Annotated in this window: 9 protein-coding genes; 2 read left to right on the top strand and 7 right to left on the bottom strand. The window is 61.2% G+C overall.

Annotation, left to right across the window (positions count from 1 at the left end; genetic code table 11):
- Window positions 1–759: 759 nt before the first annotated feature.
- Entirely contained in the window at window positions 760–5,709 is a 4,950-nt protein-coding gene (locus tag BW686_RS19875; protein WP_084919212.1) for an alpha-2-macroglobulin family protein, read from the bottom strand.
- A gap of 356 nt (window positions 5,710–6,065) precedes the next feature.
- Here BW686_RS19875 and BW686_RS19880 point away from each other — a divergent pair, with 356 nt between their 5' ends.
- On the top strand, window positions 6,066–7,406 hold the full coding sequence (locus BW686_RS19880; protein ID WP_084919213.1) for an MATE family efflux transporter: 1,341 nt from the start codon (window positions 6,066–6,068) through the stop codon (window positions 7,404–7,406).
- On the opposite strand, the gene BW686_RS19885 is transcribed toward BW686_RS19880, so the two are convergent.
- From BW686_RS19885 to BW686_RS19910, 6 genes are all read right to left on the bottom strand, one after another.
- Window positions 7,400–8,302: an alpha/beta hydrolase gene (locus BW686_RS19885; protein WP_084919214.1), complete on the bottom strand. Its 903-nt coding sequence runs from the start codon at window positions 8,300–8,302 to the stop codon at window positions 7,400–7,402. The two genes, BW686_RS19880 and BW686_RS19885, sit on opposite strands and share 7 nt — an antisense overlap.
- A gap of 78 nt (window positions 8,303–8,380) precedes the next feature.
- A complete protein-coding gene (locus BW686_RS19890; RefSeq protein ID WP_084919215.1) occupies window positions 8,381–9,778 on the bottom strand; it encodes a type VI secretion system Vgr family protein in 1,398 nt (465 codons plus the stop codon).
- A gap of 237 nt (window positions 9,779–10,015) precedes the next feature.
- Complete coding sequence (gene speA / locus BW686_RS19895; protein ID WP_084919216.1) at window positions 10,016–11,929, bottom strand: arginine decarboxylase; 1,914 nt, start codon at window positions 11,927–11,929, stop codon at window positions 10,016–10,018.
- 86 nt (window positions 11,930–12,015) lie between these two features.
- Window positions 12,016–12,387, bottom strand: coding sequence for a translation initiation factor Sui1 (locus BW686_RS19900; RefSeq protein WP_084919217.1), 372 nt, complete (start codon window positions 12,385–12,387; stop codon window positions 12,016–12,018).
- A gap of 206 nt (window positions 12,388–12,593) precedes the next feature.
- Entirely contained in the window at window positions 12,594–13,136 is a 543-nt protein-coding gene (locus BW686_RS19905) for an NUDIX hydrolase (RefSeq protein WP_084919218.1), read from the bottom strand.
- Window positions 13,136–14,215: a DUF2333 family protein gene (locus BW686_RS19910; protein ID WP_084919219.1), complete on the bottom strand. Its 1,080-nt coding sequence runs from the start codon at window positions 14,213–14,215 to the stop codon at window positions 13,136–13,138. Before BW686_RS19910 ends, BW686_RS19905 begins: the two co-directional genes overlap by 1 nt.
- 273 nt (window positions 14,216–14,488) lie before the next feature.
- On the opposite strand from BW686_RS19910, the gene BW686_RS19915 reads away from it, so the two are divergent.
- Window positions 14,489–16,144, top strand: coding sequence for a response regulator (locus BW686_RS19915; protein ID WP_084919220.1), 1,656 nt, complete (start codon window positions 14,489–14,491; stop codon window positions 16,142–16,144).

Raw genomic sequence — 16,144 nt, forward strand, 5'->3', positions numbered from 1 at the left:
CATTCCAATCAATCAGTTAGCGTTCACGTCCTCTCACCCCATCTGCGGCAGCCCTTGCACCTTCAGCGGATGTAAAGCGCCCTCTTTGTGGGAGCGAACTTGTTCGCGAAGGCTTTGTTCCAAGCGGTACATGTTCAGCGGATGTACCGGCGCTTTCGCGAACAAGTTCGCTCCCACGGGTACGCACTCCAATCAATCAGTTAGCGTTCACGTCCTCTCACCCCAACCTGCGGCAGCCCTTGCACCTTCAGCGGATGTAAGACGCCCTCTTTGTGGGAGCGAACTTGTTCGCGAAGGCTCTGTTGCAGACGGTACATCTTCAGCGGATGTACTGGCGCTTTCGCGAACAAGTTCGCTCCCACAGGTATGCGTTCCAAGCAATCAGTTAGCGCTCACGTCCCGTCACCCCATCTGCGGCAGCCCTTGCACCTTCATCGGATGTAAGACGCCCTCTTTGTGGGCACGAACTTGTTCGCGAAGGCTCTGTTGCAGACGGTACATCTTCAGCGGATGTACTGGCGCTTTCGCGAACAAGTTCGCTCCCTCAGGTGTGCGTTCCAATCAATCAGTTAGCGCTCACGTCCTCTCACCCATCTGCGGCAGCCCTTGCACCTTCAGCGGATGTAAGACGCTCTCTTTGTGGGAGCGAACTTGTTCGCGAAGGCTTTGTTCCAGGCGGTACATGTTCAGCGGATGTACCGGCGCTTTCGCGAACAAGTTCGCTCCCACAGGTATGCTTTCCAATCAATCAGTTACTGATCACTTTCCCCTCACCACCATCTGCGCAGGTGCATCACCCAGGGCTTGCCAGTTCGGGCGGTACATCGATTCCACTTGCGGTGGCGGTACGCGATAGGTGCCCGGTGTGACGGCACGCGCCAGATACAGCAGGTGGACGCTTCGGCTGCCGTCGATATCCAGCGCCGCGACGTAACGATCACTGCGGTATTCCTGATGCTTGATCCCGGCGTTTTCCATCGACTCACGGAGGGTCTTCACCTCTTCACTGGCATCTTCCAGGCTGGCCGAGCTTTGTGCGAGGTTCTGGTTTTCCAGTTCCAGGCCCGCTGGCAGCAAGTCCACCACCAAGGCATCCGGTACGCGCTGCTTTGCACCGATCTCCAGATGCACCAGCACCAGTTGCCCGGTTTTAAGCGCGCCGACGTTCAACGGCGCGCCACTCAGGCTCAGGTATTCACGACGAATGCTCAGGTTTTCACCGCCCGCCACGGGTGCCTGAGTCGGATAACCCGAGACAGTCAGTTGTTGGTAGAGCGGCTCGCTACTCTGGTTATGGACGGACAGCGGGGTGGCGAGCAGCGCGCCGGCCAGCTTGAGTCCCGGCTGCTTGTTACTCAGCTCACGGGTTTCGGTGCCGCTGGCGATGCTGGCGGTCCAGTCCTTTTCCGGCTTACTCAGCAGATTGCGACCGGCAAGGAACAACGAATTGCTTTCCTGCGTGGACAGGTAGCGATTGGCGGCGACTTCATCGGCCAGGGCAAACAGGCGCTCGTCACGTTTGTCCTTGGCGAGGTCGTTTTCCTCCAGCAACGCCAGAATCAGCGCCTGATCACGTAGGGAACTGCCGTAGTCGGCCAGCCATTCGTTCTTGCGCCCGACCGCCAGGCCAGCGGTCAGGGCCAGGTCGGCGCGCGGTTTGTCGCCCATTTTCTCCAGCGCCACGGCCAGTTGCACCAGCGGCAGGCCCGAGCGCGCATCGCTGCGACGATCAAACAGGCTGCGCAGTGCCGCCAGCGGGGCCTGTTGGCTGCGCGCCAGTACCAGCCCGGCGTAAGCCTGCACGGCAAAACGCGTATGTTCGGCGTTCTGGCTGTAATTGACCTGAATCTGGCCAGCATCCTGTAAGTAACGCAGCAGGCGTTCGTTGGCCTTCTTCAGCGCATCCGGTGGCACCGCAAAGCCCTGATCGCGGGCGCGCAACAGGAAGTCGGTGACGTAAGCGGTCAGCCAGTATTCTTCATCGCTGTCTGAACCCCACAGCCCGAAGCTGCCGTTGTAACGCTGCATGCCCAGCAGGCGCTCGATACCGATCTCGACCTTGCGCTTGCGTTCGGCATCCGGCTCGCCCGTCAGGCCGAGACGCTTGAGGGTTGCCGCATCGGTGTACAGCGAGGGATACAGGCCGCTCGCGGTCTGTTCCAGACACCCGTAAGGGTAGGCCTTCAGCGCCCTAATCTGTTCGCCCAGGTTCAGCGGCGGACGGCTCGACAGCGACAGCAGTGCTTCGCGGCCGGCAGGCTCGAAGGTTTCCAGCGCACCTTCCGGCAGGTTCCAGCTCTGCTCGTTCAGGGTGGCGCGGTAATGCTTGAGCATCGCCGGGTAGGCGGGGCGCACGCCCACGGTCCATTCGCGGGTAAAGGCGGGCAGGTTTTCACCCGGCAGGTCCAGACCTTCCACCCGCACGCTGATCTTGCCCTGGCCCAGGCCGCCTTGCGCCAGCACCGGCACTTTCAGGGTAACGCGCTGACCTTGTTTGAGCTGCAGGGGTTTGCTCTGATCCCCGCCCGGAATGCTCAACTGGCCTTCCGCGCTGATGTGTACGTCCAGCTTCTGCGCGGTGCCGGAGAGGTTCGAGATGTCCAGCGCGATGCTGGTCTGGTCGCCACCGGCGAGGAAACGCGGCGTCGACAATTCGGCGATGATCGGCGCAGCGACCACCGTTTTCGCTTCGGCCATGCCATAGCGGTCGTCGGTCCAGGCCTGAGCCATGATGCGCAACTCGCCGTTGAAGTCCGGGATGTCGACGCTGACTTCGCCTTCGCCCATCTCATTCAGTATGACCGGCGCGCTTTGCAGGGCGACGATGGTGACGCTGGTGTCCGGGCGTTTGCCGCCCTTGGCCAGCGCATCGCCGCCGAACGCCATGCTCGCCAGACGCCCTTGACCGGCTTCGATCAACTGGCCGTAGATATCCAGTTGGTCAGCGCCGTATTGCTTGCGCCCGAACAGGCTGGCAAACGGATCCGGCGTGGCGTAGCGGGTGATGTTGAGAATGCCGACGTCCACTGCCGACACCAGCACATGAACCTGCTTTGGCACACTGCCGTCCGCATTCTTCGCAGCCACCTTGAGGGTGAGCGGCTGTCTGGGGCGCATCTTTTCCGGTGCGGTGACGGTCAGCGCGAGTTTGCGTTGCGCGCGGTCCAGTGGCAGGTGCAGCACGCCCACAGCACGCTTGGGCGTGACATTGGCTTTGCGCTCACCGGGACGTATGACCAGTGCGGTGACGTACAGGTCGTGACGCGCCCATTGCTTGTCGAGCGGGATTTCATATGACGTGCCTTCAGCCGGCACGTCGATTTCCTTCCACCACAGCGGGCCTTCGCTTGACTCGATCAGCAGATAGCCCTTGCCGGCAGCCGGAGGTGTGACGGTCACGGTGGCGGTGTCGCCATCGTTGTAAGCCGGTTTGTTCAAGGCCAGTTTGACCTGATCCGGCCTGACTGCGCCGCCGTCAGTGTTGTCCTGCCAGCGGTAACCGGCCCAGAAACGCAGGCTGCTGACCATGCCGGTGGAGGGATCTTCCACTTCGACGCGGTAGGGACCCCACTCGACCGGGAAGCTGACCTTGGCGGTGGAGTCCTTGGCGAGGCTGACGGTTTCTTCATTCAGGTTGAGAAATTTTTCGTTGAAGTGGTAGCTCCAGCCATCATTGGCCGAGTAGTTCCAGTAGTAGTCGCGGCGCTCGCGGATCAACCGGACCTTGACGTTCTCAGCGGCCAGCTTGTTGCCCGCGGCGTCGGCCATCACGATTTCAAACTCGGCCGGACCGTCGCCATTGGTCTGGGATTCGCCTTTGCCGGCCTCGTCGTCGTAATCGTCGCCGCCAGTACTGCTGCCAAACAGCGCGCGGACGCCGGGCAGGTGCTCGGCAGGCCAGATCGGCTGTACCAGGCGACGGGTAATCGGGCGACCGCCGGACTCCTGAAGGCTGGCTTGCAGAATCAGTTGCAGCGGAGATCTGGCTTCTGCCCATTGGGTCTGCACGGAGAGCGTCGAGTGACCTTCGGCGTCCAGGGTGACGGGTTCCAGCTCCAGGTCGTGCTTGAGGTCTGCTTCGGTGATCGAGCCGAACTGGTAACCCGGCAGCTTGGGCACCGCGTCGCGCAACGGGCGCACGTACACCTGACCGGTCAGGGTGTTGCCCGACGCAGGCGCGCCGTACAGGTAACGGCCGGTGACGTCGAACTCGGGGTTGTCAGCGGGCGCGACAGGTTCATCGCTGCCCGTGAGCTCCAGCGCCAGACGCTCGGGCAAAAAGTCTTCGACCTTGAACTCGTAAAGCTGCGGTTTGCCGTCGCCCAGGTCGAACACCAGTTGCCAGCGCCCGGTCGGAGCTTCTTCGGCAAGCTGCAAGGGATACTGATAAAAACCGCTGCTGTCGGCTTCCCAGACAAACTTGCGGCTGACCTGATCGTCAGGACGGCGCACTTCGACGGTGATCGGTTGTGGTTTGACGTTGTTGCCGTCCTTGTCACGCAGCAGGCCGTTGAGCAGCACGGTTTCGCCGGGACGGTAAAGGTCCCGCGGGCCAAAAATGAAGAATTGCAGCGGATGCGCCTGGGGGCCGGAGATGTCGAACTCGGCCAGGTCCAGCGCCGCGTTGTTAAGGCGCAGCATGCTGGTCTGTTCGTCCTTGTGCGCCAGCACCACCGCAGCCTTGGCAGGCAACGGCAATTGGGCGTGGCCGTCGCCGTCGGTCTTGCCTTGCGCGACCACCTTGCCGCTGTCGTCATACACATCGACGCTGACATTGCCCAGGGCCTTGCCGCCCTCCAGCGCCTGGGTGAAGACGTCCAGACGATTGCTGTAACGGTGTACTGACAGGCCGATGTCGCTGAGGGTGAGCAGGGTGGCCGGTTGCGAGTAGCTGTAAGTGCCCGACGCACGCATCACCGCCAGATAGACGCCCGGTTGTTGCAGTGCCTTGATGCCGGCAATCGGCAGCAGCACGGTTTCGCGGGTGTTGCGTGCCGGTTTGAGGTCGAAACGGCCGCTGTAAACCAGATCAGCCATAGGCAGCAGTTCTTCGGAGCTGTAGCTGGACAGGCTCGACGCGCCGTCCCATTGGGCGAGGAAGTTCGGCATCGAGTCTGGCTTGACCCGGAAGAACTCGACATCCACTTTGTCGACATTCAGCGCGATGACCGGCAGGCCTTCGGCCAGACGGGTCGGCAACAGGCTGCCACGGCTGGCAAAGCCGACAGTGGCTTGCAGGTCGCGGGTTTCCAGGCGGCTGATGTACTCGGCGGAGAGTTTGGCCTTGTTGACGGCCAGCAGACCGGCATCGACCGTCAGCACCAGCTTGCGTTGCGGCTCGAGGTGGCGCAGGCGCAGCTCCATGAGGTTGTCCGACAGCTCCCAGGCGCCATCGACCTTGCCGTTCTTGCTGTCCACCAGATGAAGTTTTTCGCCGAAGTTCTGCTCCGGGTCCAGCGGGACGGAAAAACTCACCGAGAGCGTGCTTGCACCGTCAACCTGGATTTCCGACACGTCGATGACGGTCAGGTCGCGCCCGGCATAGCGTTTGCTCAGCGCGGCGAGGTCGATAGCGGGTTTGGGCTTTGTATCGGGAACCGCTGCCTGAGTCGCAGATGCCCCGGCGGGTGCCGGTTTGTCCGGAGTGGAAGAATCACAGGCGCTCAGCAGCGCAAGCACGCATGCCAGAAACAATCCTTTGTTTAACATGAAGGCACTCATCGGCAACGGTAGAGAGGAAGCGACTATATAACAGTCGAGGTGACAAGTATTACTGTCAGATTGAACAGTGCGCGCCCGGGCACCTCTCGTTTCGCACCGTGCGCTCAAGGTCGGACGCAGGGCGTTGGCACGAGCGTTGTTCGCTCATACACCTCTCGTTCCGCACGCTCCGCGTGGGAATGCCTTGCGTGAAGCTCCGCGTCACAACGCTGTGTGCTCAAGGTCGGACGCAGGGCGTCCGCAATTGCATGCCTGCACCGGCGTTGTTCTCTGGGGCGGCGGCCATTATTCATACAACACGTTTCCGCGCTCTGGCTACAATGCCCGCCTTGCCGGGAGTTCTTATGTCCACGTTATTCAGTGATTGGCGTCATCGCTCAACCCATCGCCGTGTCTGGGCGCTGGCGGCGCCGATGATTCTGTCGAACATTTCCGTGCCGCTGGTGGCGCTGGTCGACAGCGCGGTGATCGGCCATTTGCCGCATGCCCATCAGTTGGGCGCGGTTGCCGTGGGTGCGACGCTGTATACCTTTCTTGCCTGGGCGATGGGCTTTCTGCGCATGGGCACGACCGGTTTTGCCGCGCAGGCGGCAGGGCGTGGGGACAGCGCGGCGTTGCGCAGGATTCTGCTACAGGGGCTGTTGCTGGCCGGTGGGCTGGCGTTGCTGCTGGGCGTGATCGCCTTGCCGTTCAGCCACCTGGCGCTGGCAATGATGCAGCCGTCTGCCGATCTGCAGCAGATGACCCTGGATTTTTTCCACACCCGGCTGTTCGGCCTGCCGGCAGCGTTGGCCAGTTATGCGCTGGTCGGCTGGTTTCTCGGGGCGCAAAACGCCAGAGCGCCGTTGGCGATTCTGCTCATCACCAATTTCGTGAACATCGTGCTCAACCTCTGGTTCGTGATGGGGCTGGACTGGGGCGTGGTCGGCTCGGCACGGGCATCGGTGCTGGCGGAATGGACCGGTGTAGTGCTCGGTCTGGTGCTGGCCCGCAAAACGTTGCGGGCCTGGCCTGGTCAGATCGTCTGGTCGGCCTTGAAGCTGTGGAACAACTGGCGACCCTTGCTGGCGGTCAATCGCGACATCTTTTTGCGCACGCTGGCGCTGCAATCGGTCATGTTCCTGATCACCGTGCAGGGCGCTCGTCTAGGGGATGCAACGGTTGCCGCCAACGCCTTGCTGCTCAACGGCCTGTTGTTGACGGCCCACGCGCTGGACGGGCTGGCACACGCGGTCGAAGCGCTCTGCGGGCACGCCATCGGTGCGCGTGATCGGGACACTTTGCGGCGCTCGCTGGTGGTGGCGGGAGGCTGGTCGCTGATTGCCAGCGTAGCGTTCGCGCTGCTGTTTCTGATCGGTGGGCACATGTTTGTCAGCCTGCAGACCGACATTCCCGAGGTTCGCGCAACCGCGATGACGTATTTGCCTTATTTGGCACTGATGCCGTTACTGGCAGTCTGGAGCTATTTGCTGGACGGGCTGTTCATCGGCGCCACGCGCGCCCGCGAAATGCGCAATGCGATGTTGCTGAGCGCAGCCGCCATCGCACCAGTCGCCTATCTGGCGTCCAGCCACGGCAATCATGCGCTGTGGCTGACATTTCTGGCGTTTACCCTGCTGCGCGGCCTGAGCCTGGGGGCGATTGCCTGGCGTCTGACGCGCACCAACGGTTGGTTTGCTCACTGAGGCTTTGGCTTCGGCTCATCCGTTGCAGAATGCCGGTGAGGGGTATGGTTGACGAACATGTCCACTTCGTCGACCACAGGCGCCAGGCTGCTCAACAACTTCGCGAATGCACCGACCAGCGTGCCGTGATTGGTGCGCGAGAAATACAGGTCGCGCACCGGTACGTCCGCAGCGCGCAGTTTGCGTGCCAGGCCGCCCGTGTTGCGCTTGGGGTTGACCAGCGAATCGGTGTTCGAGGCCAGCAGCAGGGCGGGCGGCGCGCTGACGCTGACGTGGTTGATGGGTTGCGAATCCGGCGGTGAGTCCGGGAAGAAGAACACCGGTTTCACGTCCGGATTTTCGATGGGCAGGAAGTCGTAAGGTCCGGCCAGCCCGATCCAGCCGCTGAGCATGGACGGCGACAACCCTTCACGGGCCAGCCAGCGTGGGTCGAGCGCCATCATCGCGGCATTGTAGGCGCCTGCGCTGTGGCCCATCACGTACAGGCGGTCGGGGTCGCCACCGTAGGCTCTTGCGTGTGTGTGCGCCCAGGCCAGGGCTTTGGCCGAGTCTTCCAGAAAGCTCGGGTAACGTACTTGCGGGTAGAGCCTGTAGTCGGCGATCACCACAACCATGCCACGCGCGGCCAGGGCTTCCCCGACGAAGGCGTAGTCGGTTTTCGAGCCGCTGTTCCAGCTTCCGCCATAGAAAAACACCACCACCGGGGCGTCGGCCGGTTTCGATTTCGGCGTGTACACGTCAAGCGTATTGCTCGGGTCCGGCCCATAGGCCAGCCCGTCGACGTGGTCGACAGGGCCGGTCGGGTTCAACGAGTTGAGCAGCTTCAGGGGCGAACAGCCGGACAACACCGCCAGCACGGCACCGGTCATCAGTGTCAGAAAAATCGCTCGGATCATGTGAAAGGGCTCTGGCAGGTGGTTCGGATAGTTCTGAGACCGCCACGCTGCGCCCCAGTGCCACAGAGTTACCGTACGTCATGAGCCTGCGTCCGGATCACCGGCAGGGTCGTGCGCTTTGCTGGCAACGCTGATGCGCGGGCTGCTCAGCGTCATGCTGTCATGGTCGATCTGTACGTGGCTGGCGCCGACGTCCACCGTCAGCCGACTGCCTTCGCCGAGGTGTACGGTGGGGCCGTCACCCAGTTGCAGGACTCGCTCAGCCCCGTTTATCACTGGCCAGTCGAGGCGCATCTGCACGTTATCGACAGGCTCGGGAGAGGGCGCCTCACAGGGTTCAAGTGCCCGCGGCTGCAGGCAGCCGATGATCTGTGGTGGTGTTTTGTCGTCCTCGGGAAAGCGTATCAACACCGTCATGCCGCCCCGGCATTCGAGGTTCAGGCCCGGTGCCAGGTGCAGCCAGCAACGGCGATCAGGTTTGTCCGGGTGCTGCGAGTCCCATTCGAGCCGGACCTGCACGCGACCGGAGGCATCAGGCCTGGTCGGTTCATCGGCGTTACCGACAATCCAGCCTTGTTGCAACGGCGCTACGGGAGTGCAGGGCGCAGGTGTCGGTGTGCTGAAACCGGCCTCCCACGGTATGGCCTCAAACCGGTTCAGGTAGTGTTCGGAGGTGCCGTCAGCGGCCGCAAAGCGATGCTGAACCTCGGTGATCAGCCACAGGCGATTCCAGCGTTTTTCAGGGTGCCCGGCCAGCGGCAGCAGTTGCCCGCAGGTGACAAATGGCAATGTGCTGTGTCCGGTTGCCCGCTGGCCTGTACGGCTGCCGGGCAGAGGGGACTGGTCTTCGGTGACGGCAAACCGTGTCACACCGGGCTGCCCCTCGAACTGACGCCAAGGGGCGATAGGGCTGCGCTGAAAACCGTGCAGGCCTGCGCCGAACACCAGCTCGTGACGGCGTCGGGAATGGCTGAAGTGATAGTGAATGTTTTCTTCGGCGCACAGACGCTGGACGAGTTGCAGGTCGGATTCCTGATACTGCACGCAGCTTGCGCGTTCACTGCTTTCCGTCTGCAGGTCAAAACGATAGCTGTTCTTGAGGCGGTGTTCTTCCAGTACTTGCGTGATGATTCGGGTCGCGCTCATCTGCTGAAACAGGCGCGAGTGGTAACGCAACCCGAGGCACGTCAGCCGAGGCCCCAGCCTCAAGGTGTAACACCCAGGGCCGGGTTCATAATGCTTGCGGGTCGCCCAATGGATCTGCCCGTGAACACCCTGCTGTCCGCCGAGGTTCAGGAAGGCAGGCTGGTACATGAGGCCGGTCAGGTCCAGATAGAAACCGTCGCCGAGCATATCCAGCTCAACGGTAAACGGCTGGCTGATCGCCTCGGTCATGTTGAACGACACAACGTTGAAGCGGCGTTGCAGGCGTGCAATCTCCAGGCGAAAAAGCGGCGCGCGGGCGGGGGCGGGCATGGGAAAGGTCTCTACCGGAAAACGGCCGCGGATTCTGGCTCACACGCCGGGCGAGTAGAGGCTGGCAGCGCAGAACAGGACGTTGCCTACAGAGTGTGTTGGTGGGGGATTACATCGCAGCGATATGTGACGCGGGGTGTCACGACATACATGCCCTCACGGTGGACGCGAGGAGGATTCAGCCAGATGCAGCGGTTTCAGCGCGGTTTCCCGCGCTGACCCGATGGCTGCCTGTCGTCAGGAAGACAGGTACGAAGAACGCGTCAGACCCAGACGCAGCGCGTCGAGGAAGTAGGTGCGTTCGCGCGGAGTGATCTTGGCGCTGGCGACTTTGTCCCGGTAATGGGTCATCAGTTCTTCCGGCGACAGATGCACGTAGCGCAGCATGTCTTCGATGGTGTCGTGGGTTTCGATACCCGCGTGGTAAACGCTGCCGTCCGGGTTCTGGTAAATGTTCACCGAGTCGGTATCACCGAACAGGTTGTGCATGTCGCCCAGAATTTCCTGGTAAGCGCCCACCAGGAAAATCCCCAGCAGGTAGTCTTCACCCTCGTTCAGCGAATGCACCGGCATGCTGGTCTCGATGCTTTGCTCGTCGACGTATTGCTTGATCTTGCCGTCGGAGTCGCAGGTCAGGTCCTGAAGCACGGCGCGGCGCACCGGCTCTTCATCCAGACGATGCAGCGGCAGGATCGGCAGCACCTGACCGATGGCCCAGGTGTCCGGCAGGCTCTGGAACACCGAGAAGTTGCAGATGTACTTGTCGGCCAGCTTGTCGTTGAGTTCGTCCAGCACCTGGCGATGGGAGCGTTGACGCGCTTTCAGCGAGTTGTACAAGCGGCGGCAGACAGCGAAGTAGCATTGTTCGCCCAGCGCTTTCTCTGCGAGGCTGATTTTGCCATCGGCGTACTGGGTGGCGATGTCGCTCATGTAGTGCGTCGCGCGCCAGTAGGTTTCGGTGACCATTTCAATGTCGGTCGGACCCAGCAGGTCGACCAGCCATTGCACGGTTTCCGGCAGGCTTTCCTTGTCGGCGATTTCAGGCACTTCGTCGTTGTGCTTCTCGACGTCGGTGACCTGCACCACCAGCATGGCGTGGTGAGCGGTCAGCGAACGGCCGCTTTCCGAAAAAATATGCGGGTGCGGCAGGCCCTGTGCGTCGCAGAACTCCTTGAGCATGCCGACCACGACACCGGCGTAATCGTCCATGTCGTAGTTGATCGAGCTGGCGTTGCGCGAGTGCGTGCCGTCGTAATCGACGCCCAGACCGCCGCCCACGTCGATGTAGTCTACCGGCAGGCCGAGTTTGCGCAGTTCGCCGTAATAGCGGATCGCTTCTTTGAAACCGTGCTGGTAGTCCGCCAGGTTGGCGATCTGCGAGCCCATGTGGAAGTGCAGCAGGCGAATGCCCTGATCCAGGCCGGCCTTGCGGAAACGTTCGACCACCGACAGCAATTGCGCGGCGGACAGACCGAACTTGGATTTTTCACCACCGGTATCAGCCCATTTGCTCGACGCCAGGGATGACAGACGCACGCGAAGGCCGACTTGAGGGGCGACTTTCAGCTCGGCGGCTTCTTCGATCACCAGTTCGACTTCGGACTCTTTCTCGATGACGATGAAGACGTTATGGCCCAGCTTCTGGCCCATCAGCGCCAGGCGGATGAACTCACGGTCCTTGTAACCGTTGCAGACGATGGTGCCGCCTTTGGGCGCCAAAGCCAGCACGGCCATCAGCTCAGGCTTGGAGCCGGCTTCCAGGCCAATGGAAACGTTCTGGGTGGCGATGATGTTTTCCACCACCGCTTCTTGCTGGTTGACCTTGATCGGGTACAGCGCGGTGTACTGGCTCTGGTATTCCAGGCGCGCGATGTTGCTGTCGAAGGCCCCGGTCAGTTGACGCACGCGGTCTTGCAGGATGTCCGGGAAACGCACCAGCAACGGCAGCGAAAGACCGCTCTTGCGCAGGTTATCAACCTGCTCGTAGAGATCGATGGGCGAACTGTCCGGCCCATTGGGGCGTACTTCGACGCGACCTGCTTCGTTGATCGCGAAATAACCAGCGCCCCAATGGCGAATACCATAAACGCTGCGGCTGTCCGAAACGGTCCATTGGCTGCCATCGTCTTTACGTGTGCGTCTTACGGACATCGAAGTCCCCTATAAAAAGTCGTTGCGCCAGCTTCAAGCCGGCTGGGCGCATTGTAATGAGTTGAAGTGACGATTTGATTCCCGGTTCAGCCGCCGGACTTTTTAGCCTTGAAGCCTTTCTTGACCAGCTCTGCCAGCAGTAATTCGACATGATCGCCCTGAATCTCGATCACGCCTTCCTTGAGCGATCCGCCTGTGCCACAGCGCTGCTTGAGGGCTTTGGCCAGTTCCTTGAGCGGTTCCTCGGCCAAGGGCACGCCGGTAATGGTCGTGACGGTTTTGCCTCCGCGCCCTTTGCTTTCACGACGAACGCGGGCAATGCCATCGCCTTCGGGGATAGCAGTCTGTTTGCACGTGCAGTCGGCAACGGGGCGACGACAATCAGGGCAATGACGCCCTGCGTCGGTCGAAAACACCAGGCCACCCAGGGCGGCGAGGGAAGCGGCTTTTTTAGCCACGCAAAATCCTCTTGTTGAGGACTGAAGATGGGCCGGGCCTGTAACAGCCATCGACCGCGAGGCCCCACTCTGGCAGGGGCAGCGCTACTGCAACGGCAGGGCCGTCACAGTTTGAAAAAGGTCGCGCAGTGTAACGGCAAACCGCCCGATTGCTAAGGGGCGCGCGGGCCAAATTACTGAACCGACGCTTTACCGGGCGTTCATCGCTAAGCCGTCGCGATGTGTGTCAGGTAGCGTTTCAACGCAGCCAGAGAGTCCGGACAGTACGGGTTCTGCTCAGCCTGACGCAGCACTTCAGCGACCGGCATGAAGCGCGCCTCCAGCACCTCTTCAGGCTGGAGCCTCAATGGGCCGTCCCACACCGCCGAAAACACCGCGCACCAGAGCCGGTTACCCGGTTGATCGAAGAAAAACTGTTCGTGAGCCTGCAACGGCACACCGCTCACGCCCAGTTCTTCTTCCAGCTCGCGAGCGGCGGACTCGGCATAGCTCTCATCCGCCTGCACCATGCCGCCTGCGGCCACATCCCAGTAACCGGGATAGATGGCCTTGCTCAGGGTGCGTCGATGCACGCACAGCTCGCCTGCGCTGTTGAACAGCAGAATGTAGGTGCCGCGCCCGATCAGGCCCTGGTCACGCAGTTCGGCGCGAACCATAGACCCGAGCAGTCGATCCTGCTCGTCGACCCACGCGATGTGCTCGGCGTCCGAGGCGGCGCGGTGCGCGGCCTCGTTCGGTGGGATAGGCATCAGCCCTGATTCAGCAACTGGCGAAGGTCGATCACCGCAGCGTTGGCACGTGAAATGTAGTTGGCCATGACCAGCGAGTGGTTGGCGAACATGCCGAACGGGCTGCCGTTGAGGATGACCGGGCTCCACATGGGTTCTTGCGACGCTTCCAGCTCACGAATGATCTGGCGCACGCTGACCGTTGCGTTCTTCTTGGCCAGTACATCGGCGAAGTCGACTTCGATGGCGCGCAGCAAATGCGACAGCGCCCAGGCCTGACCACGCGCTTCATAGAACACGTTGTCGATCTGCAACCACGGCGTTTCGACGATTTCTTCGTCTACCTGTGGCACTTCACCCGGCTTGACCGAAATGTTGCTCTCGGTTTTCAGCGTGCTGTTGAGTTTGACCCGACCGACGCTGGCCGACAGGCGCTGCGACAGCGAACCCAGACGAGTCCCGACGTCGCCGAGCCAGTTGTTCAGATTGTCGGCACGGGCATAGAACAGCGCGCCTTTCTGATTAGGATCGGACAACCGCGCCTGATAGCGGCTCAGGGCCTTGATGCCTTCGGCGTACTGAGATTCGCTGGAAGGGAACATCCAGGTGTCGTCTTTGACGTTGAACAGAGGCTCGGCGCGGGCCAGATCGCCGTCTTCAGCCGATTGCGACTGCGAACGGGCGAAATCCTTGCGCAACGCACGGCTCAGGTCTCGGACCTGCACCAGTACGCCGTATTCCCAGCTTGGAATGTTGTCCAGCCAGACGCCCGGCGGCAGTTTGTCGTTCAGCAGGTAACCGCCTGGCTTGTTGAGCAAGGTGCCGGCCACGCTTTTAAGCGTCTCGACCGTGGTGTAGCCGATGACCATTTGCTTGCCTTCGCGCTCGGCCGCAGCTTGTGCGTTCTGCTGTACCGGAAACAAGGCGGGTTCTCTGCTCCAGTACCAGCCGACCAGCAGCGCCACCAGCAGATAAATCAAGATCAGGGCGCCCAGCGCGCGGCTATAGAAGAGGTTACCCAGGTAACCGCGGCGTTTGACCGATGAGGTGTCAGCGGTGCGCTCACCCGCGCTGCCTGCGCGGTTTTTCCAATCCAGCATGGTAGGGTCCTTTCGATCTTGAGTGGAATGCTTCACAAGGGGTTCGACCGCAACCATACCTCAAGGTGCCCACGTATCAAGCTTCAGCTTTCACATGGAAAGCGGATCACTTGCAGCTATAGCTCCCTTCTATCAGTCAATTGATTTTGTGTAATGGCCAAGCGCCAGCAAAGTGTTGTCAAATAACTGACTTACGGCATCGTTGTGTCGTAACAGGGGTGCTAGCATAGCGCCATCAGCTGTACCGCTCAGCAAAACCACAGTAGTCCGAATATGACCGAGCCAGAAGATCCTAGCCGAGATCGCCTCAAGCATCATTTTGCACAGCGGGTCATACATCAGGCGCGCCAGATTCTTGAGACGTGGCAACGTCTGCAAAAAGCCGAGTGGTCGGTGGATGACATGGCTGAGCTCAAGGAATCGACGTTGCGTCTGCTGCGCTTTGCCGAGCGCTTCGAGCAGGCTGAGCACGTCACTCTGGCGAACGAAATCAGCCAGGTGCTGGGCGCGGTCGAGGCTAATCGCGGGCGGCTCAACAGCCACGTCATCACCGAACTCAATCGTTTGATGCAGCGTCTGTCGCGTACCGGGCTGCGGCAAGGCGACAGGCTTGAGCACACTTCTCTGCCGCCGTTGCGTAAGCCTGTCTATATAGCGCTCCAGGATCACGAACGCGCCGAGCGCCTGGCCAAACAACTCGAATTTTTCGGCCTGACCGCCTTGTCGTTGCACACGGTCGGCGATTTTCTGCACGCAATGGCACAACGGCATCCGGCGGCGATCGTCATGGATGTCGACTTCAACGGGCCGGGTCAGGGCCTGAAACTGGCCTCGCAGGCCCAAGAGGGGCTGGAGCATAAGCTGCCGCTGCTGTTTTTCAGTCTTCACGAAACGGATACGCCCACCCGTCTGGCTGCCGTGCGGGCCGGTGGTGAAGAGTTTTTGACCGGCACGCTGGAAGCCTCGAGCCTGCTGGAAAAGATTGAAGTCCTGACCTGCGTGGCCCAGTACGAGCCGTACAAGGTGCTGATCATCGATGATTCCCGTGCTCAGGCGATGCACACCGAGCGGGTACTCAATGCCGCAGGGATTGTTACGCGTGTTCTGCTCGACCCGATCAAGGCGATGGCCGAACTGGCGGAGTTCCAGCCGGACCTGATCATCCTCGACATGTACATGCCGGGCTGCACCGGCACCGAGCTGGCCAAGGTCATTCGTCACAATGATCGCTATGTCAGCGTGCCGATCATTTACCTGTCGGCGGAAGATGATCAGGATAAGCAGCTCGACGCCATGAGCGAAGGGGGCGATGACTTCCTGACCAAGCCGATCAAGGCGCGCCACCTGATTACCACGGTGCGCAACCGCGCCGCCAGAGCTCGCAACCTCAAGGCGCGCATGGTCCGCGACAGCCTGACCGGGCTTTACAATCACACGCATATCCTGCAACTGCTCGAAGATTGCAGCTTTCGTTCACGACGCGATGGCAAGCCGTTGTGCTTTGCCATGCTCGATATCGACCACTTCAAGAAGGTTAACGACAGTCACGGCCACCCGATGGGTGATCGAGTGATCAAAAGCCTCGCGCTGTTTCTCAAGCAACGCCTGCGCAAGACCGATTTCATCGGTCGTTACGGCGGTGAGGAATTTGCCGTGGTGATGCCGGACACCGATATCCACAGCGCCCACAAGGTGCTTGACGAAATCCGCCACCGTTTTGCGGAGATTCATTACCCGGCGCAGCCTGCGGACCTGTTCTGCACCTTCAGCGCCGGCGTGGTGTCCCTTGGCGTACACGAAGACAGCCTGAGCCTGGCGTCTCAAGCCGACACGGCGCTTTATCGCGCCAAGCACGCCGGCCGCAATCAGGTCCATTCAGCCCTCGCGGAGGTGCCGTATCACATGGTTCGGACGGAAATAGAAGCCTGA

This window comes from Pseudomonas syringae (genome assembly GCF_002157375.1).
In the GTDB taxonomy this organism is placed as follows: Bacteria; Pseudomonadota; Gammaproteobacteria; order Pseudomonadales; family Pseudomonadaceae; genus Aquipseudomonas; species Aquipseudomonas syringae_T.

Coding starts and splice junctions, on each gene's coding strand:
- BW686_RS19910 (WP_084919219.1), bottom strand. CDS start 14,215: ATGCTGGATTGGAAAAACCGCGCAGGCAGCGCGGGTGAGCGCACCGCT.
- speA (WP_084919216.1), bottom strand. CDS start 11,929: ATGTCCGTAAGACGCACACGTAAAGACGATGGCAGCCAATGGACCGTT.
- BW686_RS19885 (WP_084919214.1), bottom strand. CDS start 8,302: ATGATCCGAGCGATTTTTCTGACACTGATGACCGGTGCCGTGCTGGCG.
- BW686_RS19880 (WP_084919213.1), top strand. CDS start 6,066: ATGTCCACGTTATTCAGTGATTGGCGTCATCGCTCAACCCATCGCCGT.
- BW686_RS19905 (WP_084919218.1), bottom strand. CDS start 13,136: ATGCCTATCCCACCGAACGAGGCCGCGCACCGCGCCGCCTCGGACGCC.
- BW686_RS19890 (WP_084919215.1), bottom strand. CDS start 9,778: ATGCCCGCCCCCGCCCGCGCGCCGCTTTTTCGCCTGGAGATTGCACGC.
- BW686_RS19915 (WP_084919220.1), top strand. CDS start 14,489: ATGACCGAGCCAGAAGATCCTAGCCGAGATCGCCTCAAGCATCATTTT.
- BW686_RS19875 (WP_084919212.1), bottom strand. CDS start 5,709: ATGTTAAACAAAGGATTGTTTCTGGCATGCGTGCTTGCGCTGCTGAGC.